General features: G+C 66.3%; 21 protein-coding genes. 14 read left to right on the forward strand and 7 right to left on the reverse strand.

The genetic code is table 11. The annotated features are described in order from the left end of the window. Positions 1–138: 138 nt before the first annotated feature. The 7 genes from HUT07_RS05210 to HUT07_RS05240 all read left to right on the forward strand — a co-directional run bounded on the left by HUT07_RS05210 (position 139) and on the right by HUT07_RS05240 (position 7,216). Complete coding sequence (locus HUT07_RS05210) at positions 139–1,473, forward strand: dicarboxylate/amino acid:cation symporter (RefSeq protein WP_093820690.1); 1,335 nt, start codon at positions 139–141, stop codon at positions 1,471–1,473. A 230-nt stretch (positions 1,474–1,703) separates the two neighbouring features. Beyond that, the gene (locus HUT07_RS05215; RefSeq protein WP_176020036.1) at positions 1,704–2,243 is read left to right on the forward strand and encodes a hypothetical protein; all 540 of its coding nucleotides are present in this window, start codon (positions 1,704–1,706) and stop codon (positions 2,241–2,243) included. A 32-nt stretch (positions 2,244–2,275) separates the two neighbouring features. Beyond that, on the forward strand, positions 2,276–2,854 hold the full coding sequence (locus HUT07_RS05220; RefSeq protein ID WP_176022480.1) for a hypothetical protein: 579 nt from the start codon (positions 2,276–2,278) through the stop codon (positions 2,852–2,854). Positions 2,855–2,899: 45 nt separating this feature from the next. After that, positions 2,900–4,270: an adhesin gene (locus tag HUT07_RS05225; RefSeq protein WP_176020037.1), complete on the forward strand. Its 1,371-nt coding sequence runs from the start codon at positions 2,900–2,902 to the stop codon at positions 4,268–4,270. Positions 4,271–4,410: 140 nt separating this feature from the next. Further along, positions 4,411–5,115, forward strand: a complete 705-nt coding sequence (locus HUT07_RS05230) for a C39 family peptidase (RefSeq protein ID WP_176020038.1) — start codon at positions 4,411–4,413, stop codon at positions 5,113–5,115. 13 nt (positions 5,116–5,128) lie between these two features. After that, entirely contained in the window at positions 5,129–5,881 is a 753-nt protein-coding gene (locus HUT07_RS05235) for a hypothetical protein (protein ID WP_176020039.1), read from the forward strand. 45 nt (positions 5,882–5,926) lie between these two features. Then, complete coding sequence (locus tag HUT07_RS05240; protein ID WP_176020040.1) at positions 5,927–7,216, forward strand: transporter; 1,290 nt, start codon at positions 5,927–5,929, stop codon at positions 7,214–7,216. Between the two features lie 23 nt (positions 7,217–7,239). On the opposite strand, the gene HUT07_RS05245 is transcribed toward HUT07_RS05240, so the two are convergent. From HUT07_RS05245 to HUT07_RS05255, 3 genes are all read right to left on the reverse strand, one after another. Next, positions 7,240–8,592 (reverse strand): sigma-54 dependent transcriptional regulator, encoded by a 1,353-nt coding sequence (locus HUT07_RS05245; RefSeq protein ID WP_176020041.1) that lies wholly within the window; start codon positions 8,590–8,592, stop codon positions 7,240–7,242. A gap of 228 nt (positions 8,593–8,820) precedes the next feature. After that, positions 8,821–9,528 (reverse strand): C40 family peptidase, encoded by a 708-nt coding sequence (locus HUT07_RS05250; protein WP_254898920.1) that lies wholly within the window; start codon positions 9,526–9,528, stop codon positions 8,821–8,823. A gap of 200 nt (positions 9,529–9,728) precedes the next feature. Then, a complete protein-coding gene (locus HUT07_RS05255; protein WP_176022481.1) occupies positions 9,729–10,268 on the reverse strand; it encodes a C40 family peptidase in 540 nt (179 codons plus the stop codon). A 111-nt stretch (positions 10,269–10,379) separates the two neighbouring features. Between HUT07_RS05255 and HUT07_RS05260 the strand changes: the two genes are divergently transcribed. The 6 genes from HUT07_RS05260 (at position 10,380) to HUT07_RS05285 (ending at position 15,951) form a co-directional block, all read left to right on the forward strand. Next, the gene (locus tag HUT07_RS05260) at positions 10,380–10,862 is read left to right on the forward strand and encodes a peptidylprolyl isomerase (protein WP_176020043.1); all 483 of its coding nucleotides are present in this window, start codon (positions 10,380–10,382) and stop codon (positions 10,860–10,862) included. Between the two features lie 99 nt (positions 10,863–10,961). After that, positions 10,962–12,206 carry a DUF418 domain-containing protein gene (locus HUT07_RS05265; RefSeq protein WP_176020044.1) on the forward strand — a complete coding sequence of 415 codons (1,245 nt, stop codon included), beginning with the start codon at positions 10,962–10,964 and terminating at the stop codon, positions 12,204–12,206. A 202-nt stretch (positions 12,207–12,408) separates the two neighbouring features. Continuing rightward, positions 12,409–13,767: a glutathione-disulfide reductase gene (gorA, locus tag HUT07_RS05270; RefSeq protein ID WP_176020045.1), complete on the forward strand. Its 1,359-nt coding sequence runs from the start codon at positions 12,409–12,411 to the stop codon at positions 13,765–13,767. Positions 13,768–13,927: 160 nt separating this feature from the next. Then, positions 13,928–14,848, forward strand: a complete 921-nt coding sequence (locus HUT07_RS05275) for a DMT family transporter (protein WP_176020046.1) — start codon at positions 13,928–13,930, stop codon at positions 14,846–14,848. Then, the gene (locus HUT07_RS05280; protein WP_230109696.1) at positions 14,755–15,183 is read left to right on the forward strand and encodes an MGMT family protein; all 429 of its coding nucleotides are present in this window, start codon (positions 14,755–14,757) and stop codon (positions 15,181–15,183) included. Before HUT07_RS05275 ends, HUT07_RS05280 begins: the two co-directional genes overlap by 94 nt. A gap of 93 nt (positions 15,184–15,276) precedes the next feature. Next, on the forward strand, positions 15,277–15,951 hold the full coding sequence (locus tag HUT07_RS05285; protein WP_176020047.1) for a rhomboid family intramembrane serine protease: 675 nt from the start codon (positions 15,277–15,279) through the stop codon (positions 15,949–15,951). Positions 15,952–16,006: 55 nt separating this feature from the next. Here HUT07_RS05285 and HUT07_RS05290 read toward each other — a convergent pair whose 3' ends face one another. Both HUT07_RS05290 and HUT07_RS05295 read right to left on the reverse strand, forming a co-directional pair. Further along, positions 16,007–17,593, reverse strand: a complete 1,587-nt coding sequence (locus HUT07_RS05290) for an NAD(P)/FAD-dependent oxidoreductase (protein WP_176020048.1) — start codon at positions 17,591–17,593, stop codon at positions 16,007–16,009. Then, entirely contained in the window at positions 17,590–18,072 is a 483-nt protein-coding gene (locus tag HUT07_RS05295; RefSeq protein ID WP_176020049.1) for a VOC family protein, read from the reverse strand. Before HUT07_RS05295 ends, HUT07_RS05290 begins: the two co-directional genes overlap by 4 nt. A 125-nt stretch (positions 18,073–18,197) precedes the next feature. Between HUT07_RS05295 and HUT07_RS05300 the strand changes: the two genes are divergently transcribed. After that, the gene (locus HUT07_RS05300; protein ID WP_176020050.1) at positions 18,198–19,853 is read left to right on the forward strand and encodes an SDR family oxidoreductase; all 1,656 of its coding nucleotides are present in this window, start codon (positions 18,198–18,200) and stop codon (positions 19,851–19,853) included. A gap of 89 nt (positions 19,854–19,942) precedes the next feature. Here the strand turns inward: HUT07_RS05300 and HUT07_RS05305 are convergent, their stop codons facing one another. Together HUT07_RS05305 and HUT07_RS05310 are read right to left on the reverse strand one after the other, a co-directional pair. Continuing rightward, positions 19,943–21,949, reverse strand: a complete 2,007-nt coding sequence (locus tag HUT07_RS05305) for a M13 family metallopeptidase (protein WP_176020051.1) — start codon at positions 21,947–21,949, stop codon at positions 19,943–19,945. A gap of 643 nt (positions 21,950–22,592) precedes the next feature. Continuing rightward, on the reverse strand, positions 22,593–24,698 hold the full coding sequence (locus tag HUT07_RS05310; protein WP_176020052.1) for a M13-type metalloendopeptidase: 2,106 nt from the start codon (positions 24,696–24,698) through the stop codon (positions 22,593–22,595). Positions 24,699–24,748: the final 50 nt, after the last annotated feature.

Below are 24,748 nucleotides of genomic sequence, written 5' to 3' on the forward strand. Positions count from 1 at the left end.
CAAAGTGTAACGGGACGTTCATTATGCCCGGCCTCGCAAGGCACGCCGATGACACACTGATTTGCCACGTGGACGGTCGTTCTGCGGCCCGCCTTGGGCTATCGTGCCAGCATCCCTTCCTACCCCCTTGGATTGCCTATGAAGCTGGTCTCTGCCTGGCTGCGGATTCCATTCTGGCAGCGCGTGGTCGGTGGCTTCGTGCTCGGTGCGCTGGCCGGCTGGGCGCTTGGCCCGGCGGCTGAAACCTGGTTCGGCCCGCTCGGCGAGCTGTACGTCACCCTGATCAAGATGATCGCGGTGCCGCTGGTGTTCTTCGCCGTCATCAACGCGATCTCGTCGCTGCACGGCCAGAAATCGGTCGCCGCGCTCAGCGGGCGCACGTTCCTGTGGTTCGTGATCACTGCCGCGCTCGCGGTATGCGTGGGCCTGGGCGTGGGTACGGTGCTGCAGCCCGGCGCTGGTGGCCTGCAGCTGTCGATGGCCAGCAACTATGTGCCGCGCGAAGTGCCCAGCGTGGTGCAGGTGCTGCTGGATGTGGTGCCGTCCAACGTGTTCTACGCGCTGTCAGGTATCGGCACCAAGGTCAACGCCGCCGGTGAGACCGTGCTGGCGGCGGGCCGTGGTTCGATCCTGCCGGTGATCTTCTTCGCAGGCCTGGTTGGTTTTGCCATCGTCAAGCTCGGCGAGAAGGTGACCGAAGCGCGCAAGCTGGTCGGGCAGATGAGCGACATCATGATCCAGGTGACCCGCTTCGTGCTGGAAGTCACCCCGATCGGCACCTTCGGCCTGATCGCAGGCCTGGTGGGCAGCTATGGCTTCGAGAAGCTGCTGCCGCTGGGCCACTTCGTGCTGGCGTTGTACGTGGCCTGCGCGCTGCACATCGTGGTGGTGTACAGCGCGCTGCTGCTGGCGCACGGCCTGAACCCGCTGAAGTTCTTCCGCGGTGCGGCGCCGGGCATGCAGGTGGCCTTCGTCAGTTCCTCCAGCTTCGCGGCGATGCCGGTCGCGCTGCGCTCGATCACCCACAACCTGGGCGTCAACAAGGATTACGGTTCGTTCGCGGTGCCGCTGGGCGCGAGCATCAAGATGGACGGCTGTGGCGCGATCTATCCGGCGCTGTGCGCGGTGTTCATCGCCCAGTACAGCGGTGTGCCGCTGACGCCCGAGCAGTACGTGGTGGTGCTCATTGCTTCGGTGCTGGGCAGCTTCGGCACCGCCGGCGTGCCGGGTACGGCGGTGATCATGGCCACGGTGGTGCTGAGCGCGGCAAATCTGCCGCTGGAAACCATCGGCTATCTGTACGCGATCGACCGCATCCTGGACATGATGCGCACGATGACGAATGTGACGGGTCAGATGCTGGTGCCGGTGCTGGTGGCCAAGGAAACCGGCCTGCTCGACCAGGCGGTGTACGACAACCCGTCCACCAACGTCGGCATCGATGATCCTGACCCGAGCCCGCCGCGCGCCTGAAGCGGGACTGCAACGGGCTGTATCAGTACCTGTAACACTGCTGATACAGCCCTGATGGCGCCTTGCGCAGTGGTGTTTCCTGCGCGTTAAGGCCAACGAAATCCGAACGAAGTTGTAACACGGCGGCGTCATGCCGCTGCGGTGTTGCCGGCGAAACGCCCGCTGCGGCGACCTCCCGGTGTTGGCACGAAAGCTGCTCACTCCCTGCGCATAGGCAACGGGAGAGCGGCATGGACGGCAGCACCACCCTTATCACTGTTTCCGGCCGGCAGCTTGCACTGCTGCTGGTGTTGGCCGTTCCGCTGTCGGCCACTGCTTCGGGTGCGCGGCAGGGGGTGAAGGCGCAGCCTGGCGAAATCGTCCTGCTGCGCGACGTGGCCACGCGCCCGGCCTACCGCATGGCACCTCCCGGCGTAGCGTTGATCGCCGATCCGAAACCGCAACATGAGATCGCCGCTGCACTCGGCAGCAGTGGCGCCTCCAGCGGCATGGATGAACTCAGCGATGACGACTACGCCGGCCTCGGCGCTGGTCAGGCCGGCAGCGTGTCCGCGCACGGCGTCATCACCGTCGAGCGGGTGACCCAGCAGGCGCTGGGCGGGACCCTTGGCCGCTCGGGCGAGGGGATGATGAGTGGCAGCAACCTCAGCGGTGCGATGAGCGGCCCGCTGGGTGCGGTCGGCAATACCACACGCGGCATCGGCGATACGGTGCGCGGTGCGCTGGCGCAGTTCCCACTGGGCGCACCTGCGCAGGCGGGTGGCAAGTGAAGCGCGCTGTGCTGCTTGCGGCCTTGTTGGCAATGCCGGCCGCAGCGTTGGCCGACGACTACAGCGGCATGCTGGCCTACCTCGACGTGACCCGCATCGACGGCCGTGCGCTGGCGGGTGCCAGCGGCGCCATCGCCATCAACCAGGCGGCGGGCGATCTCAACATCCAGGCCAACCTGCATGGCATGGCCAGCGGCGACCGCGCCGACGTGGCCATCGCGGCGCGGCAGCAGCACAGCAACGACGTCGTGCTGTCGGCGCCACTGGAAGCCAGTGCGCACATCGCCGGACAGGCGCTGGCAGGCGCCAGCGGCATTGCATCGATCAACCAGGCCAGCGGCATCGCCAACACGACGCTCAATGTCGTCAGCGCGACGCTGGCCCGGCAAGGAATACGCGAGTCCGATGACACGGCGCTGGCCGCCGCGGACATCGCGTCAGCAGGGGGGCAGGGCGATGCCGGTGACGGTGTTGCGGCGGGTATCCGCAGTGTCGGCGTTTCAGCGACGGCACTGCGGGGCTTCGACGGTGTCCTGCAACTCAATCAGATCGCGGGAGCGCGAAACGATACGGCCAATGTCCTGGGCCTGGTCGTGCAGGGCAACCCGTGAGTACCACCCACCACCCGATGTATCACTGATGAGAGAGAGGGCACCATGAAAGCGACCGTCAAAAAGACCGTACTCGCCATGGCAATTGCCACTGCCTCGACCGCTGCTGCGGCCAATGGCTGGGACAACCAGAATGCCAATGCGAACATCAACCACAACCATGTCGTGACCGAAACCCGCAACGACACGCACAATCACACCGACAACGAAGTCCGCAACTGGACCCGCAACACCACCACGGTACGCAACAACACCGATAACTCCAACGTGACCCGCAACCGCACGGTCAACGTCAACGAACACAGCAACATCCAGGCCGACGAGCGCAAGGAAAAGAACAACCACGGCGTCGACGTGAACCTGGAGAAGGACCTGCGGCTGAGTTCGGACATCAACTTCTCCGGCGACCCGACCATCAGCGGCGACATCGATCTGGATTCGGCAGCCATCGCCGTGATCGACAACCGCCAGTCGATCAGCAACAACGTCACCGGCAACAGTCTGGTCACCAACAGCGCGTCGATCGCCGATGATGTCGGTGCCGGCGCCTCCGGCAACCTCGGCTTCAACGTGGTGGCCGGTGACAACAACGCGCAGGACAACGCTGCGTCGCTGTCGGCTGCGGATGCTTCCTTCAGCTTCGGCATGGCCGACGCCGAAGTGTTCGTCAACCAGGCCGGCTTCGGCAACACCACCATGAACTCCGGCGTCACCAACGCCGCTGGCCTTGGTGGCAATGCCTTCGGCGGTGCATCGGGCAACATCGGTGTGAACATCGCCTCGGGCAACAACAACGAGCAGAAGAACGCGCTCGCTGCCTCGGTAGCCACCAGCGCGATGGCGCAGTCGAGCATCAGTTCCAACCAGGTCTCCACCGGCAACACCGTGTCCAACGCCGGCTTCGTGCAGTCCTACACCGATACGGTGCAGGTCGGCCTGAGCGGTCGCGTCGCTGGCGGTACCCTGGCCGTGGGTGCTGGTACCTATCGCGGCACCGGCAACGCCTACCAGATGGCCAACTACTACCTCGATACGTGGAGTGGCGATCTGCCGCATCCGGGTGGCAACGCGACCGGGCACATCGACCTGGACAACGAGATCCAGAACGCAACGATGAACCCGAACCGGCCGGGAGTGGGTGGCCTGGGCTTCGATACGCGTGAAAGCGGCACCAGCCAGTTCGTCGAGCTGGGCGTGGCCGACCTGTATGCCAGCCTCAGTGGCACGGTCAGCACCACCCGCTGGGTGAACGTCAACGCCACCAACACCTCGGCACTGTCCGGCAGCGCGTTCTCCGGCGCGTCCGGCAACATCGGCGTGAACGTGGCATCGGGTACCGGCAACCTGCAGGCCAACAGCCTGGCACTGGCCGTGGCGCAGCCGAGCACCGGCGGTGGGACCGGCGGCGGCGAATGATCCACGGTGTGACCGCTTTCGCAGCGAACCTGCGTTGAGCGCAACAAGCCCGGCCATCCGCCAATGGCCGGGTTCCCCCGGGAGCCCCTGTCCCTCCTCCCCCTTGGGGCAGGGGCTCCTTCCTTCTCGTGGAGAACAGCATGGCCGGTCATCGCTGGTGGTTGCGTTTGCTGCCCTGCCTGCTGCTGTTGAGCAGCGCCTGTGGCTGGGCAGGCGAAGTGGTTTTCAGCGGGGTACTGCCCAACGGCGCGCTGCTGCAGCAGAAGGTGGAAAGCATGCAGGAGCGGCGTTACCGCAACCTGGTGCGGCAACACACCGACTACAGCTGCGGGGCGGCCGCACTGGCCACCATCCTGCGTTATGCCTACCACCTGGACACCACCGAGGCGACGGTGATCGAGGGGATGATGGGGGTATCCGATCCACAGCTGGTCAAGGAACGCGGTTTTTCGCTGTTGGACATCAAACGCTATGTCGAATCGCTGGGCATGCGTGGACGCGGCTATCGCATCGATGAATCGCGCCTGCGCACGCTGCGGGTTCCAGGGCTGGTGCTGATGGATGTACGCGGCTTCCGGCATTTCGTCGTGCTCAAGCAGGTGCGCGATGGGGTGGTGGAAGTGGCCGACCCGATCCTGGGCAACCGCAGCCTGTCACTGGCCGAATTCAGCGCTGCGTGGCCGTCACGTGCCGTTTTCGTCGTGATCGGCAGCGACTTCGATCGCAACACGGTGCTGCTGCAACCCAGCGAACGGCCCAGTGCCCGCGCGTTGTATGCGCGGCAAGGACCGATCACCGATGCCGAACTGGTCGACTTCGGCTTCAGCCACGCCGACCTGTTCTGAAGGAGGCACGATCATGCAATGCCAACGTGTGGTACTGGCCCTGCTGCTGATGCTGTCGGTGTCGCCGGTGATGGCGGCGGAGGGCGCACCGGGGCGCGGCCTGAAGGAAATACCCGATCCCGAACTGAACCTGATGCGTGGCCGCTACACCGTGGGTGGCAACAACGTGGCCTGGTTCGGGGTGACGATGATTTCGCAATGGCAGGGACCCAACGGTGCGGTGGTGCAGGGCGCACTCACCCTGGGCATGGATTTCCGCAATGGCGGGACACCGAAGCTGAGCTTCCAACCGAGCGTCCACGTCACCGCCGCTGACGCACCGTTGCCGACGACGGCAGGGCGCAGCATCGACAGTACCGGCCTGGCCAATGCCAGCGGACTGGTGCAGAGCGTGCAGGTGGCCGGCGATGGCAATACCGCGCGCAACGTGACCACGCTGACCGTGCGTGACGGTGCGGTGCCGTCAGCAATGACCGACGACGGCAGCCGCATGGCGCAGGCACAACAGGGCGGTGCCACCGCCACGGCCATGCTTGATGGCAACCAGGCGCGCCTGTTGCTGCAGGTCGATGGGCAGAGCCTGGTACAGCAATGGATCCGCAATGGCAGCGTGGGGCAGGGCATTGCCCTGGCCGGCGATGGACAGGCAGCCAGCAACCGGCTGCAGCTGGAGCTGGTACGCAATACCGCGGCCAACAACCTGCCCTTGAGCCAGAACGTGGCCCAGGCGATCGGGATGAACCGCGGCATGGGCCCAGGCCAGTAGCGCGGCCTGGTCAGGGGGAATCGACGTACAACGCAGGTCACCGACATGCACACTCTCTTCCGGCTTACCCCGCTGGCGCTGGCGGCGCTGGCGACCACTGCCTTCGCCCAGCAGCCTGCGCCCAGTGAAGGCGCCGACATGCAGGCACTGATCGCGCAACTGGAACAGCTCAAGGCCAATTACGCACAGGAAGTACGACGCCTGCGCGAACTGGACATGCAGGTGCAGGCGATGCAGGCGCGGCTGAGCGGTCGCGCAGGCCCCGGCGCCACGCCCGCTGCCCCGTTGGCGCCCGCTGCCGCATCCGCGGTTCCGCCCAGCAGCGAAGGCTATGCCAGCAGCGCGGCCGAGGCCCAGCAGGCCAAGCAGGAAGCCCGGCGCAGCGTGGATGACGTCAAGCAGCAGCAGGCGGCGTTGTTCTCGCGCCGGTTCACCATCGAGAACGGCCTCACCTATGCGCGCTACGACCGCAAGCAACTAACGCTCAACGGGTTCCTCGCCCTGGATGCGATCTTCCTCGGCAACATCGCGATCGAGAACGTCGAATCCGATTCGCTGACCTACAACCTGGCCGCGCGCTGGGGCGTCAGCCCCAACCTCACCTTGAACCTGGACGTGCCGTACCTGGCACGACGCACGGTCTACCAGAAGGGCGGTGCCGGTGGTGCGGCGGCGGCGATCGCGCAGGAAGAAACCAACGGCAGCGGCATCGGCGATGTCAGCCTGAGTGCCAATTACCGGTTGTTCGCCGAACGTGGCTGGCGTCCGGAGACGGTGCTGACCGGTGGCGTGACGGCTCCTACGGGGCGCGCACCCTATGGCCTGGACTGGAAGGTGATCGAACGCGACGACGATGACTACATCCGCTTCGCGGTGCCGCAGGAACAGCCGACCGGCAACGGTGTGTGGCAGGCCAATCTTGGCGTGTCGATGGTGAAGACCGCCGATCCGGCCATCCTGTTCGCCAACGCGGGCTACATCCATTCGTTCCCTCGCGGCTTCAGCGATATCGACAGCAACCCGGACACGGTCAACCCCGGCGATGTGAAGCTGGGCGGTTCGGTGTACTTCGGTGCCGGCGTCGCCTTCGCGTTCAATGAGCGCACCAGCCTGAGCATCTCCTTCAGCGACAAGATCAGCACGCGTGCCTCAACGCGGTTCAAGGGCGGTGAATGGGTGAAGGTGATCGGCAGCGATGCCAATGCGGCGTCGCTCAATCTCGGCGTGACCTATGCGTTGAACCAGCACACCACGCTGGTGACGATGCTGGGCATTGGCCTGACTCCGGATGCGCCGGACTTCACGCTGGCCTTCAAGGTGCCGTACATGTTGTAGGCGGGGCGGCCGGGGCGCAGCGGTCAGCGCTGCGCCGGCAACTCAAGGTGATGTTTCCGGCACAACCGGTAGACCGTCACCCGCGAGATCTGCATGTGCCGCGCGCAGGCCGACACGTTGTAGCCATGTTGGCGCAGGGCCTGCAACAGCACATCGCGTTCCACCTGGCCACGTGCATCCTGCAGCAGCGCGCGCCGTGCGGGCGCATCGGGTTCGGCCAGGTCCAGGTCGGCCGCGCTGATCAGTTCTCCCTCCGCCACGATCGCCGCCCGCTGTACGCGATTCAACAGCTCGCGCACGTTGCCAGGCCAGTCGAACCCGCGCATCGCCTGGTGCGCTCCAGGATCGAAACCGCGCGCGCGACCCGCATGACGTTGGCGGAAAGCGCGCAGGAAGTGCTCGGCCAGCAACAGCACATCGGCACCGCGTTCGCGCAGCGATGGCATCGGCAGGCGCAGCACATTGAGGCGATAGTAGAGATCACGCCGGAAGCGCCCGTGGGCGACCGCCTGTTCCAGCTCCACATGGGTGGCCGCCAGCACGCGCACATCCACCCGCAGTGGCTGGTTGCTGCCGACCCGTTCCAGGGTGCCCTCCTGCAGCACCCGCAGCAGACTGGTCTGCGCATCCGCGGGCAGGTCTCCGACTTCGTCGAGGAATACAGTGCCGCCATGGGCGGCTTCGAACAGGCCGATGCGGCGTTGGGACGCGCCGGTGAACGCGCCACGCTCGTGGCCGAACAGTTCGGACTGCACCAGGTTGGCGGGAATGGCGCCGCAGTTCACTGCCATGAAGGGCTTCCCTGCGCGCCCGGACAGCGCATGCAACGCCTGCGCGGCCAGTTCCTTGCCGGTGCCTGTTTCGCCCGTGACCAGCACCGGCAACTCCACCGGGGCGAACTTGTGCAGAGCGGCGCGGACGGCCAGCAGGGGCGCGCTGTTGCCGATCAGTGCAGGAAGACCGCCACCGTTGTGGGTCGCGGCAAGTGGCAGGTCATCACCGTCGCATTGGCGTTGCATCGCCGACAGCAGGTCGGAAAGTTCCAGCGGCAGCGAGAACTGATCCTGGCAGGCCCGCAGCAGCGCACCCCAGGCGGGCGGAGGGCTGCCCAGCCCCGCCGGCAGCACGGCCAACCATGGCAGGTGATGGTGCTGCTCGATCCACGGCAGCAGCAACTGTGCCGCCTCTGCATCCAGGTGGCGAAGATCGACGACGGCGACCAGATGATCGCGGCCGCGCAGGCCAATGGCCATGGCAGGTGCAGGGCTGACACAGCGAAGTTGCCATCCGGCGGCCGCCAGCGCGCCGCGCTCGGCTGCCGGTGGGTGGCCGAACCAGATCACGCAGCGCGATGGAATCTCCAGGCTTGCCGCCATGCCTTCCCCCAGCATCCGGGCAACGCGGGCGGCTGACAGGTCATCATCGGCGTGCCGCCCCACGCCGGGATGCTGCGGCCACGTGGGTGGCCGGTTGCGGCCCAACCGGACCGTGACATCAATGACCAACGCAGCATGTGTCGACCAGCGGCCATCCTTGTGGCCAGACCCAACAAAAAAGCCGCTGCAGGGCAGCGGCTTGTCAGGTCCGGCGTGGACGGCCTCTAATCAGAGGTCGACCCGGCGGGCCTGCATGAACTTGTTGCCCCAGTAACCACTGAGCAGGGTGTCGACGCGGACGTCCTTGCCGGTGCTCGGGGCGTGCAGGAAGCGGCCATCACCCACATAGATGCCGACGTGGTCGACCCGGCCCTTGCGGCCGAAGAACACCAGATCGCCAGCGGCCAGGGCGGCGCGATCGTTGATCAGCTCGGCATTGGCGTCATGCGCCATTTCGCGTGAAACGCGCGGCAGCTCGATGCCCAGGGCCGAGCGGAACACATAACCGACCAGACCGCTGCAGTCGAAGCCGCTGTCCGGATTGCTGCCACCCCAACGGTACGGGGTGCCAAGCAGGGTCATGGCCCGGCGCAGCAGCGACTGCACCTTGCCGTTGTCGGCAGCGGTGCCGACCACAACGCTGCCATTGGGGGCGCTGCTGGTGTCGTAATTGGCAAGGAGGCGGCTGAGGTCGCCGGCCACCATGGCCGAGCGGTCCATCAACGGAATGGTGTCATTGGCGGCCAGGTGCGGCAGCAGGGCCGCCAGAGTGGCGCTGGCGGCGGCATCGGCGCGGCTGCGCTGTGGAGCAGGGGCATCGGCCTTTGCGGCTGCGCGGGGCGCGGTCTCGGCGGTGGCAGCCGAGGTCGCATCGGTACGGGTGGGAGCGGACTGCGACCAGGCGGGAAGGCTGGTCAGACACAATGCCAGGCCCAGCAGAAGCGGGCGGACACTACGCGAAGAAGCGGCGGTCTGGCCTGGGCACGTCGGGTCGTTTGTCGTCACGCGTCGGTCACAGGAAAAAAACGATGGGGAATCATGCCCTGTAAAAGCGGTAATAAGTTAAAAATTCCGTTAGTAAATCGTTAGTTGAGCGGTGATGTCCGTCACATTTTTGAACATCTCGCCTGTTCATTTTAGCGAAGGACGCGTTTCGCCCCTGTGTAGTGGTCCTTCCAATAGGGGCCGCTGAGCGAATCCAGACGCACCGTGCCGCCGGTGCTCGGGGCGTGCACGAAGCGGCCTTCGCCGACGTAGATCCCCACATGACTGACATTGCCGCGGCTGCCAAAGAAGACCAGGTCGCCGGTGGCCAGGCGCTTCGGGTCGATCTTCGGTCCCTGTACCGCTGCCAGGTCGCGTGAGGTCCGCGGCAGCTTCAGGTCCAGCATTTCACGGTAGACATAAGCGACCAGGCCGCTGCAGTCGAAGCCGGATTCGGGCGTGTTGCCGCCGTAGCGATAGGGTGTGCCGACCAGGCTGATGGCGCGCATCAGCACCGAATTGGCGGCCTCGGGGTTGTCCGGCGTGGTGCTGGGCCAGCTTGCCGCGGGCGGTGGAGGTGGGGAACGGACGGCCTTGCCGCCGCCACAGGCGGTCAGCAGCAAGGGCAGGGCGAGCAGCAGGGCAGGCGCGAGGCGCCGGCGCGTGCCGGACGAAACTGGCGTGATGTGCATGTTCTCCGGATAATGCGCGACCTTGGATTGGCCGTCATGATGGCGGCGTCCCCGCCGGGCGACAACCCGCCCCAACCCGCCTGCCTTCGGCAGATCCAGACAGAGTTGCGCATGAAGATCGAAAAAGACCGCGTTGTCCGCTTCCACTACACCGTCTCCGAGGCCGGCCAGGCGCCGATCGAATCGTCCAAGGACCGCGGCGAGCCGCTGGCGATCCTGATCGGCCACGGCAACATCATCCCGGGCCTGGAAAACGCCATGATGGACAAGGAAGCCGGCGCGACCTTCGACGTCGACGTCAAGGCGGCCGATGCTTACGGCGAGCGCCGTGATGGCCTGTCCCAGCGCGTGCCGAAGAAGCATTTCGGTACCGCCAAGCTGGTCCCGGGCCAGCAGGTCGTGCTGCAGACCAACTTCGGGCCGCGTGCCGTCACCGTGCAGAAGGTCGGCATGAGCGTGGTCGACGTTGACCTGAACCACCCGATGGCCGGCAAGGACCTGCATTTCGACGTCGAGATCGTTGAAGTGCGCGAAGCCGGCAAGGAAGAACTCGAACACGGCCACGTCCACGGCGACGGCGGTCACCAGCACTGATCGCACTGCGATCGTGATGGCAGCAACGGCCCGCTTCGGCGGGCCGTTGCGTGTGTGGAACAGGGCGGGGTCATCCATGGCCCGCAGGCCGGCGGCATAATGACGGACCTGCACGCCGGATGCCCCGTGAACACCGCTTCCCCTTCCCTGCAACCGGTGGCTTCCGGCGAACGCATCGCCCTGCTGGACATACTGCGTGGGTTTGCCCTGCTGGGCATCCTGCTGATGAACATCGAGGCCCTCAGCGGGCCGCTCGATCTGGCCTTTACGGGCATCGACGCGCATTGGCAGGGCATCGACTACTGGGCTGATGCCTTCGTCTATGTATTCGTGCAGGGAAAATTCTTCACCCTGTTCTCGCTGCTGTTCGGTGCGGGCTTTGCGGTGATGGCCCAGCGCGCTGAAGCTGCCGGTCGCCTGTTCACGCCGTTTTACCTGCGGCGCAGCGCCGGGCTGCTGCTGATCGGCCTGTGCCACGCACTGCTGGTCTGGTCGGGCGACATCCTGGTGCTGTATGCACTGGCCTCGCTGCCGTTGCTGGCCTGCCGCGAATCACCGCGCAGCTGGCTGCCGTGGATGGGGCTGCTGGTATATGGACTGGGTATCGCGCTGATGCTGCTGGTCGGCGCGATGGTGTCGATGGCCACCCCGCAGGATCTGCAGAAGATGTTGGTCGATGCGCAGCAGGGCATCGACCAGCAACGCCTGGTGTACGGCCAGGGTGACTGGATGCAGGCCAACGTGCAGCGGCTGCATGAGTTCGGCGCGTCGCTGGGCGGCATGTTCATTTCCGGACCCGAAGTGCTGGGCATGTTCCTGCTGGGTGCCTGGTTCGCAGGCAGCGGCGCGTTGACCGCGCCTGAGCGTTTCCCGCGGTTGTATGCCGGCCTGCGCTGGGTCGCGCTGCCTCTGGGCCTGCTGGTCACCCTGGCGGGTGTGTGGTGGAAGCCCTATCTGGCGCCGGGCGTCTATGACCTGCCGACTACTGCGGCAATGGCACTGGTGGCCATGGGCGGCGTGCCGATGTGCCTGGGCTACCTGGCCTGGATCGTGCGCTGGCATGCGCATATGGGGTGGCTGGCGCCGGTCGGCCGGATGGCGCTGACCCATTACCTTGGCCAATCGGTGGTCTGCACGTTGCTGTTCTATCGTTACGGGCTGGGCTGGTTCGACGCAGTGCCACGTGCCTGGCAGCTGCTGTTTGCAGTGCTGCTGTTCGCTGCGCAGGTAGTGCTCAGTCATCTGTGGCTGCGCCGCTTCCGTTTCGGTCCGATGGAATGGTTGTGGCGCGCGATGACGTACCGGCAGTGGCCGGCCATGCGCCTCGGAGCCGGGCAGGGGTGATCGATGCAGGCCGCGCACATCGCTTCCTGCGTGGCTGCGTGCGTTGCCAAGTGCGCTACTGCATACCCTCACGTCTGGCCTGCAGCGGGCCATGGCATGCTCGCAGCAGCATGAGCGCCTGCGCCAGCCAGTTGCCCGTCGATCTTCTCTGCGGGCGCGCGCCCGCCATCGATCCTGTTTTCTGCCGACTCGAGCGATTCCGATGAACACTCCCTCTTATGACTACGATCTGATTGTCCTTGGCGGCGGTTCCGCGGGCTTGGCCGGGGCCATCCGCGCTGCGCAGCACGGCAAGCGTGTTGCCCTGCTGGAGCCTGGCGAACTGGGCGGTACCTGCGTGAATGTAGGCTGCGTGCCGAAGAAGGCGATGTGGCTGGCGGCCGATCTGGCCGAGCGCATCGGCCTGGCCAGCGCGATGGGCTTCGACGTTGAGGCACGCCCGGCGCTGTCGTGGAAGGAACTGGTGATCCACCGCCAGGCCTACATCAGCAACATCCACACCAGTTACCACAAGCGCCTGGATGAAACCGGCGTGGTGCGTATTCCGGCCCGTGGCCATCTGCTGGATGCGCACACTGTGGCGTGCAGTGACGGCGTGCAGTACAGCGCTGCACACATCCTCATTGCTACCGGCGCCCATCCGCAGCGGCCCGACATTCCCGGCGCCGAGCTGGGTCTGGTGTCCGACGATTTCTTCGACCTGCGTGCGGCACCGGCCGAGGTCGCCATCGTCGGCGGCGGCTACATCGCGGTGGAACTTGCCGGGCTGTTGCAGGCGCTGGGCAGCAGGGTGAGCCTGCTGGTGCGTGGCAGTCGCCTGCTGGAGCGCTTCGACTACGAGCTGACCGCGCAGCTGGCCGAGAACCTGCGCCAGCAGGGTGTCCGCATCCACTTCGATTACCGCCTGCGTGAGTTGAAGCGCGACGGCGAGCGCGTGCGCGCCTTCGGTCATGACGGCCCGATCGACAGCGTGTTCGACGCCGTCTTCTTCGCGACCGGTCGGCGCGGCAACAGCAAGGATCTCGGCCTGGAGGCACTGGGCATCGGCATCGGTGAACACCAGCAGGTAGCGGTGGACGAGTGGCAGACCACGGCGGTGCCGAGCGTGCATGCGGTTGGTGACATTGCAGGCAAGGTCGGTCTGACGCCGGTCGCCGTGGCGGCATCGCGACGCCTGATGGATCGGTTGTTTGGTGGTCGTCCGGAAGCGAAGATGGACTACGACAACGTGGCCAGCGTTGTGTTCTCGCATCCGCCGCTGGGCGCAGTGGGCATGAGCGAAGAAGACGCGCGTGCGCGCTTCGACCAGGTGACGGTGTACCACAGCCGTTTCCGGCCGATGCTGCAGGCACTGGCCAACGGTACCCAGCGCAGCCTGTTCAAGATGGTCTGTGCCGGGCCGGAAGAGCGTGTGGTGGGTGTACACCTGCTGGGCGAAGCGGCCGACGAGATCCTGCAGGGTTTTGCGGTGGCAGTGAAGATGGGTGCGACCAAGGCCCAGTTCGACGATACGGTGGCGATCCATCCGACGTCTGCCGAGGAAGTGGTGTTGATGCGCTGAGCCGGGCCGTTGTAGAGCCGAGCCATGCTCGGCTGCTTTTCGCCCAGGCATGGCGAAGCCGAGCGTAGGCTCGGCTCTACAGGGCACCGGCCGCCCCCATGCGACAATGGGCGCCGCCCATGCGTTTCCGGGCCGCCCCGCGCGGCTCGCCGTCGTCCTGATGTCCAACCCTGCTTCCCGCATCGCTACCGCTTCCCCACGCATCGCACTGGGAGGCATCGGCTTGGCTGCGATCGGCGCCATTGCCGCTTCGGGCAAGGCCATCATCGTCAAGCTGGGGCTGCGCCATGGCGTGGACGCCACTACGCTGCTGGCCCTGCGGATGCTGATGGCGCTGCCCCTGTTCGCGCTGATGGCTGTATGGGCGTCGCGCCGTGCGGAGCGGCTGTCCTGGGCTGACCGGGCACGCGTGCTGTGGCTCGGCTTCACCGGCTACTACCTGTCCAGCCTGCTCGATTTCCAGGGCCTGCAGTACATCAGCGTGACCCTGGAACGGTTGATCCTGTACTTGAACCCGACCCTGGTGCTGCTGATCAATGTGCTGCTGGCGCGGCAGCGGCCGGGGCGCTGGCAGATCGGCGCGCTGGTGCTCAGCTACCTCGGCGTGCTGATCGCGTTCGGCCATGACCTGCAGCGCGAAGGCGGGCAGATCATCCTTGGCAGCCTGCTGGTGCTGGGCAGTGCGCTCAGCTATGCGCTCTATCTGTTCGGCAGCGGCCAGGTGGTCGCCCGTATCGGCGCAGTGCGTCTGACCGCCTACGCCAGCTGCGTGGCCAGCGTGCTGGTGCTGCTGCATTTCACCATCACCCACCCACTGCCGTTGCTGTGGCAGGCACCGGCTGCGGTGCAATGGCTGTCGCTGATCAACGCGACGGTCTGCACGGTGCTGCCGGTGCTGGCGATCATGCTCGCGGTGCAGCGGGTCGGCTCGTCGCTGGCCGCGCAGGTGGGTATGCTGGGCCCGGTTTCCACCATCGTGATGAGCCTATGGCTGCTCGACGAACCGATGGGGCCGGCGCAGATCGCCGGCACCGTGCTGGTCCTGCTCGGCGTACTGCTGGTGACGCGGCTGCGCCGCTGACGCCGGAGCAGGCGCGTGCGCGCATCCTGGCGGTGATCCATGCCATTCCGCCGGGACAGGTGATGGGCTATGGCCAGGTGGCGATGCGCGCGGGCCTGCCCGGGCGTGCGCGCCTGACCGCGCGCATCCTTGGCCAGAATGAGGATCCGTCGCTGCCCTGGCACCGGGTGCTGCGTTCGGATGGGCGCATCGCCATGGCCGAAGGTTCGGCCGGCTGGCGTGAACAGTCGCAACGACTGCGTGCCGAGGGCGTTGTCGTGGAAAACGGCCGGGTGCGGATGCCTGCCGCCGATCCGGCGGCAGCGCTGGATGCCGCGGTGTGGGGCCCCGGCTGAGCGCCGCTGGCGACTGAACGGGCCGCGCCTGGGGGGCGGCAACAAGACACGGTGCTGCGGCTATGATGGGGGCCGTTCCATGCCGGTGTCCCCATGTTCCCGCGACTGCCAACCGTCACCAAGGCCCTGCTGATCGCCAACGCGATCCTGTTCCTGCTGCAGCAGCCGTTCCTGCTCGGCATGCAGACCTTCGAGCCGTTCATGCTGCAGCCACTGCAGCAGGGCTTCGATGCGTTCTCGCCGGGCGGAAACTTCCAGCCCTGGCAGCTGCTGACCTACGGCTTCCTGCACGGCAGCTTCGGCCACCTGTTCTTCAACATGCTGGCCGTCTTCATGTTCGGCGCGCCGCTGGAACAGACCTGGGGCGAGAAACGCTTCCTGCTGTACTACCTGGTGTGCGTGGTGGGCGCTGGCCTGTGCCAGTTGCTGGTCGGCACGATGCTCGACAATCCGGCTACGGTGCTGGGGGCGTCCGGTGGTGTGTTCGGCCTGCTGCTGGCTTACGGCATGCTGTTCCCCAACCAGCGGGTGATGCTGCTGTTCCCGCCGATCCCGATGAAGGCGCGTACGTTCGTGATCCTGTTCGGCGTGGGCGAGCTGGTGCTGGGCATGACCGGCTGGCAGCCGGGCGTGGCCCACTTCGCGCATCTGGGCGGCATGCTGTTCGGCTGGCTGCTGATCCGCTACTGGCGCGGCCAATCACCGTTCAACAAGCGTCGTCCCCCCGGCCCGCCGAAGCGCCCGAACCATCTGCGCAGCGTGAAGTGAGGCGCTACGCGCCGCGTTTCACGGCGGTAGGTGCCCACCTTGGTTGGCATGCGTTTCATGCATCTGCCAGCACCACCTGCGCCGCGTTGTGCCCGGGCGCGCCGGTCACCCCGCCGCCCGGATGCGTGCCCGAACCGCACAGGTACAGGCCGGGCAGGGCGCCGCGATAGCCGGCCTGGCCGACCATCGGTCGCGCCGAGAACAGCTGGTTGGCGCTGAGCGCACCGTGGAAGATGTCGCCGCCGATCAGCCCGAACGTCCGTTCCAGATCCAAGGGTGAAAGTACCTGTCGACCGAGCACGCTGTCGGCGAAGCCGGGGGCGTAGTGATCGACGGTCGCGATCATCAGGTCGGCGACGGTGTCGCGATGGTCGTCCCAGTGGCGGCCTTCGGGCAGCACCGGTGCCACGTGCTGGCAGAACAGGCTGGCCACATGTTGCCCTGGCGGGGCCAGCGAGTCGTCCAGCGTGCTCGGAATCAGCATCTCCACGATCGGCTCGCGCGACCAGCCAGCGCGGCGGGCATCCAGCCAGGCACGGTCCATGTAATCCAGGCTGGGCGCCATGATGATGCCGGCACTGAGGTGGTCGCCGGGGCCGGGCAGGGCGTGGAAATCGGGCAGTCGTGACAGCGCCACATTCATCCGGAACGTGCCCGAGCCGCAGCGCCAGTTCGCCATGCGTTCTCGGGTGGTGGCCGGAACCTGCGCAGGCTCGAGCAATTGTTCGTACAGCAGCTTTGGATTGACGTTGGCCACCACGGTACGTGCGCGCAGACACTCGCCATTTGCCAGTGCGACACCGACCACGCGTCCGTCTTCAACCAGCAGGCGTTGCACGCCCGCATCGACCCGCAGTTCGGCGCCAGCCGCACGCGCGGATGCGGCGATGGCCTGACTGATCGCACCCATGCCACCGATGGCATGGCCCCAGGCGCCCTTGACCCCGTTGCACTGGCCGAACACGTGATGCAGTAGTACGTAGGCGCTGCCTGGCGTGTAGGGGCTGGCGTAGTTGCCAACAATGCCATCGAAACCGAACAGGGCCTTGATCGGCTCGCTCTCGAACCAGCGATCCAGATACTCGGCGGCCGACAGCGTGAACAGATCCAGCAGTTCCTGACGCAATGCGGGATCGAGCGCGGCCAGCTCACGCCCCAGTCGGCCCATCTGCCACAACGCGGGCAGCGCGCGCCAGCCGGCCGTCACCCCGAGGTCGGGCGGCGGACGCAGCGCCCAGTCGCGCAGCACGTCGGCAAATACTTCCAGGCGCGCTTCATAAGCGGGCAGCGCCTGCGCATCGCGCTCGGAAAACTTCGCCACTTCCGCCTGGGTGCGGCCCGGCGCAGCCAGCAGGTAGCGACCCTCGGGCAGTGGCAGGAAGTTGTTGGCCGGCCGCGCGACAATGCGCAGCCCGTGCGCGTGCAGCTGCAGGTCCTCGATCACCTTCGGCTGCAGCAACGACACCGTGTACGAGGCCACCGAGTTGCGGAAGCCCGGGTGGAACTCCTCGGTGACAGCCGCGCCGCCCAGCACGCTACGGCGCTCCAGCACCAGCACCCGTTGCCCCGCGCGCGCCAGATACGCCGCACACACCAGCCCGTTGTGGCCGCCACCGACGATGATCGTGTCCCACGTCGTCATGCGCTGCGGATCGCCGCTTCGATGGTGGCGATGTCGATCTTCTTCATCGGCATCATCGCGTTGAAGGCACGCTTGGCCAGGGCCTTGTCCTTGCTGGTCACCGCTTCGATCAGCATGCGTGGGCTTATCTGCCAGGAAATGCCCCAGCGGTCCTTGCACCAGCCGCACTGGCTTTCCTGACCACCGTTGCCGACGATGGCATTCCACAGGCGATCGGTCTCGGCCTGGTCTTCGGTGGAAATCTGGAACGAGAACGCTTCGCTGTGCTTGAAGGCCGGGCCGCCATTGAGGCCGACGCAAGGGACGCCGCAGACCGTGAATTCTACGGTGAGGATGTCACCCTGCTTGCCGTCGGGAAAGTCGCCTGGCGCGTGATGCACCGCGGTTACTTCGCTGTCGGGAAAGGTCTTGGCGTAGAACGTGGCGGCCTCGAGCGCGCCGCTGTCGTACCAGACGCAGATGGTGTTCTTGTGAGCCATGGCGGGGCTCCGCAGTGGACGAAGGTGCAGCGATAGCACGCCCGGTGTTAATGCCGGATCGTGCTGCACTGCGGGAGCTGGCGGCGTCGCGTTACCATGGCCAAACGACACGACAGGGACGATGCGTGAAGATCCTGATTCTGGGTGGATATGGAGTGTTCGGGGGGCGTCTGGTCCGCTTGCTGGCTGACCTGCCGATGCTGCAGCTGCTGATCGCTGGCCGTAACCTGGCGGCGGCGCAGGCGTTCTGCGACAGCTATGTCGGGCATTCGACGCTGCGCCCGCTGCAGGTCGACCGGCAACAGCTGGCCACGGCGCTGCAGGCCGAGCGACCGGACCTGGTGGTGGATGCCTCCGGTCCATTCCAGGACTATGGTGAACACCGCTATGGCGCGATCGAAGCCTGCATCGCCGCGGGCATTGATTATCTGGACTTCGCCGATGCGGCGGACTTTGTATTCGGCGTTTCCCAGTACGACGTGCAGGCCAGGGCGGCCGGCATCTACGTACTGTCCGGCGTCAGCAGTTTCCCGGTGCTTACTGCTGCGGTGCTGCGTGAGATGGCCATGCACATGGAGATCGTCAGCGTGGAAGGCGGCATCGCGCCATCGCCCTATGCCGGCATTGGTCTGAATGTGATGCGTGCGGTCGTCGGCTATGCCGGTGCGCCGGTGAAGCTGCGCCGCAACGGTCGCGATGGGCATGGTATCGGCTTGGCCGAGAGTCGCCGTTTCACCGTCGCGGTGCCGGGACGGCTGCCGCTGCGCAACCTGCATTTCTCTCTGGTGGATGTGCCCGATCTGCAGGTGCTGCCTCCCGAACATCCGACGTTGACCGATATCTGGATGGGCGCCGGCCCGGTGCCGGAGATCCTGCATCGCGTGCTCAACCTGTTGGCCAAGGCACGCCTGCACCTGAGGCTGCCGTCGCTGGAGCCGTGCTCGCGGTTGTTCTACACCGTATTGAATCTGATGAAGTTCGGCGAACATCGCGGCGGCATGATCGTACGCGCGGTGGGCACCCGCGATGGTGCGCGCATCGAACAGAGCTGGCATCTGCTCGCCGAGGCCGATGACGGCCCGTACATTCCATCGATGGCGATCGAGGCGGTGATCCGCAAGCAACTGGCCGGTGTGCGGCCGGCGCCCGGTGCGCGCCCGGCCACGCACGCGCTGGAGCTGTCCGACTACGACCGGCTGTTCGAAGGGCGCACGATCCACACCGGGTTTCGCCGTGACATGCCGGGTGCCAGTCTGTACCAGCGGGTGCTGGGCAGCGCATACGCGCAACTGCCGGCCAGCGTGCAGGCGCTGCATGCGCCGGGTGCAGCCCCGCGCTGGAGCGGCACTGCATCGGTCGAACGTGGTCGCGGGCTGCTGTCGCGTCTGCTGGGGAAGGTGTTCGGTTTCCCTGCCGAGGGCGAGAACGTGCCGGTCAGTGTGGCGTTCACCCCGGAGGCAGGCGGCGAGCGCTGGACGCGCACCTTTGCCGGCCGTCGTTTCTCTTCGCTGCAGACGCAGGGGCAGGGGCGCAACGAGGCACTGCTGGTCGAGCGCTTCGGCGTGATCTCGGTCGCGTTGGCGCTGGTGGTCGACAACGGGCGGCTGCAGCTTGTGCCGCGACGCTGGTCGCTGTGCTGCATACCGCTGCCGCGCGCGCTGTTGCCGGGCGATGGCAGTTTCGAGACCGAACGCGACGGTGTCTTCGTATTCGATGTGGAGATTGGTGCGCCGATTGTGGGGCGCATCGTGCATTACTGCGGTACGTTGCAACCCGGGTGATGGTCAGCCACGCATGGCGTGGATCGACCCCGAAGCATGCGAAAAAGGCGCCCGAAGGCGCCTTTTCCGTTACGGCATCACCGCTGCACTCAACGCCAGACTTTGATCTGCTCGGCGTCGGTACGCTGCATCGGCTGGCCCGCCTTGCAGCTGAAGCTGGCGCCGAACGCCGGCAGGTTCGACAGCGGGCCGTTGGTGCGCCAGCGGCCCGGTGCACGGATGTCGGCGGTCAGGCGGCGTGCGGCCTCGTTCGGCGACAGCTGCTGCGGCCACAGCGCGGCCCAGGCACGGAAGAAGCCCTGCTGCTGTGCCGGCTTGGCCTTCGGCTCCTGCGCGGTGTACGCGGCCCAGGCGAGCTCCAGGCCGGCGATGTCGGCCAGGTTCTCTTCCTGGGTCAGCGTGCCGTTGACCTTGGCTCCCTTCACGCCGGGGAACTCGTAGGCGCCGTACTGGCTGGCGACGCGGGTACCGAGCAGGGTCCAGGCAGTCTTGTCGGCCGGGGTCCACCAGCTGCGCAGTTCGCCCTTGGCGTCGACCAGCGCACCCTTGGCGTCGATCGCACGGGTCAGTTCGTGACCGACCAGGCCGCCGAAGCTGCCGAACTTGTCGGCGGCGTCGGCCTTGGCGTTGAACACCGGGCCCTGCAGGATCGCCGCAGTGACGATCAGCCGGTTCTGCGCCAGGTCATACGCCAGCGACGGCTGCTGCGGCAGCACGTCCCAGCGGCGGTCGGCGTTGCCCTTGCCGATGCGCTTCATTTCCTCACGATGACGCCAGGTGGAAGCGATCAGCATGTTGCCGCCGAACGAACCACGGCCCATCGGCTGCACGCTGTAATCCAGATCGCGCAACGGGGTACCGATCTCGATCTTCAACGCGGCCAGCTTGGCCTGCGCTTCGGTCTTGGCCTCGGCGCTCATCCAGCTGTTGTTCTTGACCGCCTCGATCTGCACTTCACGCACCTTGTCGACGATCCACGCCGCCTGGCGACGGTCTTCGGCGGACAGGTAACGCGCGGCGTATTCACGGCCGACCATCGGGCCGGCGGCCACGTTGATCGCGTCCAGCACGCTCTCCCAGCGTTGCGGCGGCAGGGTCTCGCCACGCAGCACGCGGCCACGGAATTCGAACTCCGCATCGCGGTATGCCTTGGACAGGTACGGTGCCATCGAGTCGCCCACGCGCCAGCGCAGGTAGGCCTTCCACTGGTCCGGCTTGAGCTTGGTGACCATGCCGTCGAGCTGCTTGAACAGCGCCGGGTCGGCCAGCGAGACCAGGTCATCGTTGACGCCCTGCGCCTTCAGGAACGCATCCAGCTGCAGGTTGCGGTAGCGGCTGTTGAGGTCCTTGGTGGAGATCGGTGCGTAGTTGTTGAACGGGTTGTTGATGCCCGCCAGCGACTGCGCGTTGCGGGCCAGTTCGGTTTCCAGCGCGATCACTGCCTGCGACTCGGCGTCCAGCTTGGCCGCCGGGGTACCGGTCAGTGCGAGGATCTGCTTGACGTAGTTGCGATAGCGGCCCATCAACGCGACGGTGTCGGCGTCGGTGCGCGTGTAGAAGGCCGGATCAGGCAGGCCCATGCCGCCCTGCATGAAGTAACCGATGTGGCGGTCCAGTGCCTTCAGGTCCACATCAGGACCGAAGTTGAACGCCACCGGGATACCGACCTGGTGCAGTGCGGCGATCGAGGCCGGAACGTCCTTGGCCTTCTTGATTGCATTGATGCGGGTCAGCAGCGGTGCAATCGGGTTGGAGCCATCGGCTTCCACGGCCGCTTCGTCCAGGCCACTGGCCCAGAAGTCGCCCAGCAGCTTCTGCACATTGCCCTGCGGCGCCTTCATCGAGGCGTCCAGCAGTTCACGCTGCTGCTGCCGGCTGCGGTCGACCAGCTGGCCCAGCGCGGTGGCGGCACCGGTCTGCGGCACCGGGTTGGCCTTCAGCCAGCCCGCGTTGGTGGCGTCGTAGAAATCGCTGCACTGCGCACTGACGGCCGGGGCGCGTGCGGCCTTCTTCTTTGCGGCGAACGCATCGTGGGTCGGAACCAGGGTCGCCAGGCTGATGCCCAGGGCGATGGCAAGCGGACGGAAGTTGGGCATGTAGAACGAATCCGTGATGGATTAAGGGCGGGCGAACTATAGCAAGCCGCGCATGGGCACGGCATGCACGCATCACGGTGCATCCGCCGGGCATGGCCCGGCGCTACCGGATGGGTGGCATGGGCACGGCATGCACGCATCACGGTGCATCCGCCGGGCATGGCCCGGCGCTACCGGATGGATGGCATGGGCACGGCATGCACGCATCACGGTGCATCCGCCGGGCATGGCCCGGCGCTACCGGATGGGTGGCATGGGCACGGCATGCACGCATCACGGCGCATCCGCCGGGCATGGCCCGGCGCTACCGGATGGATGGCATGGGCACGGCATGCACGCATCACGGTGCATCCGCCGGGCATGGCCCGGCGCTACCGGATGGGTGGCATGGGCACGGCATGCACGCGTCACGGTGCATCCGCCGGGCATGGCCCGGCGCTACCGGATGGGTGGCATGGGCACGGGATGCACGCGTTACGCTGGCTCCTTCATGCCATGCGCCGACCATGGTCGGCCTCCACCAACGGCGCGGACCGGCAGACTGCCAGTAGATCCACGCCATGCGTGGATGGTTGGCGCCGCAAAAAACAAAGGCCCGGGACATCCCGGGCCTCTGCAGGCAAACCGTGGCCTCAGTCGTGGCTTACCAGATCACCACCTGCGAGTCGCCGGTGCGCGACATCGGCGTACCCGGCTTGCACTGGAAGGCCGCAGTGAAGGTCGGCAGGTTCGACGGCGCACCGATGGCACGGAACTGCGCCGGCGCGTGCGGGTCGGTCGCCAGGCGGACCTTGGCGTTCTCCGGGGTGTACTTGGTGCGCCACACGGTGGCCCAGTTGAAGAAGAAGCGCTGATCGCGGGTGAAGCCATCGATCTTCGCGTCCTCCTTGCCGGCCGACGCCTTCTGCAGCGCGTCGTAGGCGGTGGCCAGGCCACCCAGGTCGGCGATGTTCTCGCCCAGGGTCAGATGGCCATTCACCGCCTGGCCGTCAACCTTGTACTGGTCGAACTGCTTGACCAGCTTGCCGGTCAGGCCAGCGAAGTTCTTCGAATCGCCTTCGGTCCACCAGTTCTCGAAGTTGCCGGTCGGCCCGAAGCGGCTGCCCTGGTCGTCGTAACCGTGGGTCATTTCGTGGCCGATGACCGCACCGATGCCGCCGTAGTTCAGCGCGTCGTCGGCCTTGGCATCGAAGAACGGCGGCTGCAGGATGGCGGCCGGGAACACGATCTCGTTCTGCAGCGGGTTGTAGTAGGCATTGACCGTCTGCGGGGTCATGCCCCACTCGGTCTTGTCCACCGGCTTGCCGATCTTGGCCAGGTTGTACTGGTAGTTGAACGCGGTGGCCGCGCGCACGTTGCCCAGGTAGCTGTCGCGGTTGGTCTGCAGGCCCGACCAGTCACGCCACTTGTCCGGGTAGCCGATCTTCGGCGTGAAGGTTTCCCACTTGGCGATGGCCTTGGCCTTGGTTTCCGGGCTCATCCAGGTCAGACCCTGGATGCGTTCCTTCAGCGAGGCGGCCAGGTTCTTCACCAGCTCTTCCATCTTCGCCTTGGCTTCCGGCGAGAAAGCAACCTTCACGTACAGCTGGCCGAAGGCTTCGCCGGCGTCGCTCTCGATGGTGCCCAGCACGCGCTTCCAGCGCGGCTTCTGTTCCTTCTGGCCATTGAGGGTCTTGCCGTAGAACTCGTAGCTTTCCTGCACGAAGGCATCAGCCAGGTACGGCGAGGCGCTGTCAACGGTGTGGAAGCGCAGGTAAGCGCGCCACACCGACGGATCGGTGTCGCCCAGCGCCTTGCTCACTTCCTGGTGGAAGGCCGGAATGGCCAGCGAGAACTTCTCCGGCGCGGCAACATTCTGCGACTTGAAGAACTCGGTCCAGCTGAAGTTCGGGGTCAGCGCATCGGCTTCGGCCAGGCTGACCGGGTGGTAGTACAGCGAGACATCGCGCGACAGCTCGACGCTGGACTTGGATGCCTTGGCCAGGCGGGTCTCGAACTTGACGACTTCTTCAGCCTGCTTGGCGGCATCGGCCGCAGCGACGCCGGACAGTTCCAGCACCTTGGCCACGTGGGCCTGGTAGGCCTTCAGCTTGTCGGCCTTGGACGCGTCGGTATAGAAGGTCTTGTCCGGCAGGCCCAGGCCGCCCTGGCTGGCGTAGGCCATGTTCACGGCCGAATTCTTGAAATCGGCTTCGGCGCCGAAGCCGAACAGCACGTTCTCGCCCTTGGCGGCGCTGGTGCGCAGGTAGTTGGCGATGGCGGCCTTGTCCTGCAGGCCATCGATCGCGGCCAGGTCGGCCTTCAGCGGCTCGATGCCCTGGGCATTGACCTTGGCTTCGTCCATGCCAGTGGCCCACAAGTCGCCGACGATCTTCTCGATGCCTGCCGGGTTCTTGACCTGCGCGACCTGCTCGGCCAGCTGGTGCTGCACGGCCACCGAGCGCTCGTCGAGGATGGTGAAGGCGCCCCAGCTGGTGCGGTCGCCCGGAATCTCGTTGGCGGCCAGCCACTTGCCGTTGACGTAGTCGCCGAAGGCGGTGCAGGCGTCCAGGTTGCTGTCCAGATCGCTGGCCTGGAAGGCGTTGTAGGCCGGCAGCTTGCTCTCGTCGAGCTTGTAGGTGGTGGCGGCGTCGGCCGCGGCCGGCGTGGAGGCGGTGGCATCCTTTGCCGGGGTTTCGTTCTTGCCGCAGCCAACCAGCGCGGCCGAAACGGCCAGGGTCAGCAGCACGATCTTGGGAGTACGGGTCACTTGAATGGCCTCCAGGCCGAGTGAGTCAGGGAAGGGCCGTGGTGACGGCC

This window comes from Stenotrophomonas sp. NA06056 (genome assembly GCF_013364355.1).
In the GTDB taxonomy this organism is placed as follows: Bacteria; Pseudomonadota; Gammaproteobacteria; order Xanthomonadales; family Xanthomonadaceae; genus Stenotrophomonas.

Excerpts from the sequence above, each read along its gene's own strand:
- HUT07_RS05245 (WP_176020041.1), bottom strand. The coding sequence starts at position 8,592 with ATGGCGGCAAGCCTGGAGATTCCATCGCGCTGCGTGATCTGGTTCGGC.
- HUT07_RS05225 (WP_176020037.1), top strand. The coding sequence starts at position 2,900 with ATGAAAGCGACCGTCAAAAAGACCGTACTCGCCATGGCAATTGCCACT.
- HUT07_RS05220 (WP_176022480.1), top strand. The coding sequence starts at position 2,276 with ATGCCGGCCGCAGCGTTGGCCGACGACTACAGCGGCATGCTGGCCTAC.
- HUT07_RS05260 (WP_176020043.1), top strand. The coding sequence starts at position 10,380 with ATGAAGATCGAAAAAGACCGCGTTGTCCGCTTCCACTACACCGTCTCC.
- HUT07_RS05265 (WP_176020044.1), top strand. The coding sequence starts at position 10,962 with ATGACGGACCTGCACGCCGGATGCCCCGTGAACACCGCTTCCCCTTCC.
- HUT07_RS05290 (WP_176020048.1), bottom strand. The coding sequence starts at position 17,593 with ATGACGACGTGGGACACGATCATCGTCGGTGGCGGCCACAACGGGCTG.
- HUT07_RS05240 (WP_176020040.1), top strand. The coding sequence starts at position 5,927 with ATGCACACTCTCTTCCGGCTTACCCCGCTGGCGCTGGCGGCGCTGGCG.
- HUT07_RS05295 (WP_176020049.1), bottom strand. The coding sequence starts at position 18,072 with ATGGCTCACAAGAACACCATCTGCGTCTGGTACGACAGCGGCGCGCTC.
- HUT07_RS05255 (WP_176022481.1), bottom strand. The coding sequence starts at position 10,268 with ATGCACATCACGCCAGTTTCGTCCGGCACGCGCCGGCGCCTCGCGCCT.
- HUT07_RS05215 (WP_176020036.1), top strand. The coding sequence starts at position 1,704 with ATGGACGGCAGCACCACCCTTATCACTGTTTCCGGCCGGCAGCTTGCA.
- HUT07_RS05285 (WP_176020047.1), top strand. The coding sequence starts at position 15,277 with ATGTTCCCGCGACTGCCAACCGTCACCAAGGCCCTGCTGATCGCCAAC.
- HUT07_RS05235 (WP_176020039.1), top strand. The coding sequence starts at position 5,129 with ATGCAATGCCAACGTGTGGTACTGGCCCTGCTGCTGATGCTGTCGGTG.
- HUT07_RS05305 (WP_176020051.1), bottom strand. The coding sequence starts at position 21,949 with ATGCCCAACTTCCGTCCGCTTGCCATCGCCCTGGGCATCAGCCTGGCG.
- HUT07_RS05210 (WP_093820690.1), top strand. The coding sequence starts at position 139 with ATGAAGCTGGTCTCTGCCTGGCTGCGGATTCCATTCTGGCAGCGCGTG.
- HUT07_RS05230 (WP_176020038.1), top strand. The coding sequence starts at position 4,411 with ATGGCCGGTCATCGCTGGTGGTTGCGTTTGCTGCCCTGCCTGCTGCTG.
- gorA (WP_176020045.1), top strand. The coding sequence starts at position 12,409 with ATGAACACTCCCTCTTATGACTACGATCTGATTGTCCTTGGCGGCGGT.
- HUT07_RS05275 (WP_176020046.1), top strand. The coding sequence starts at position 13,928 with ATGTCCAACCCTGCTTCCCGCATCGCTACCGCTTCCCCACGCATCGCA.
- HUT07_RS05280 (WP_230109696.1), top strand. The coding sequence starts at position 14,755 with ATGGCTGCTCGACGAACCGATGGGGCCGGCGCAGATCGCCGGCACCGT.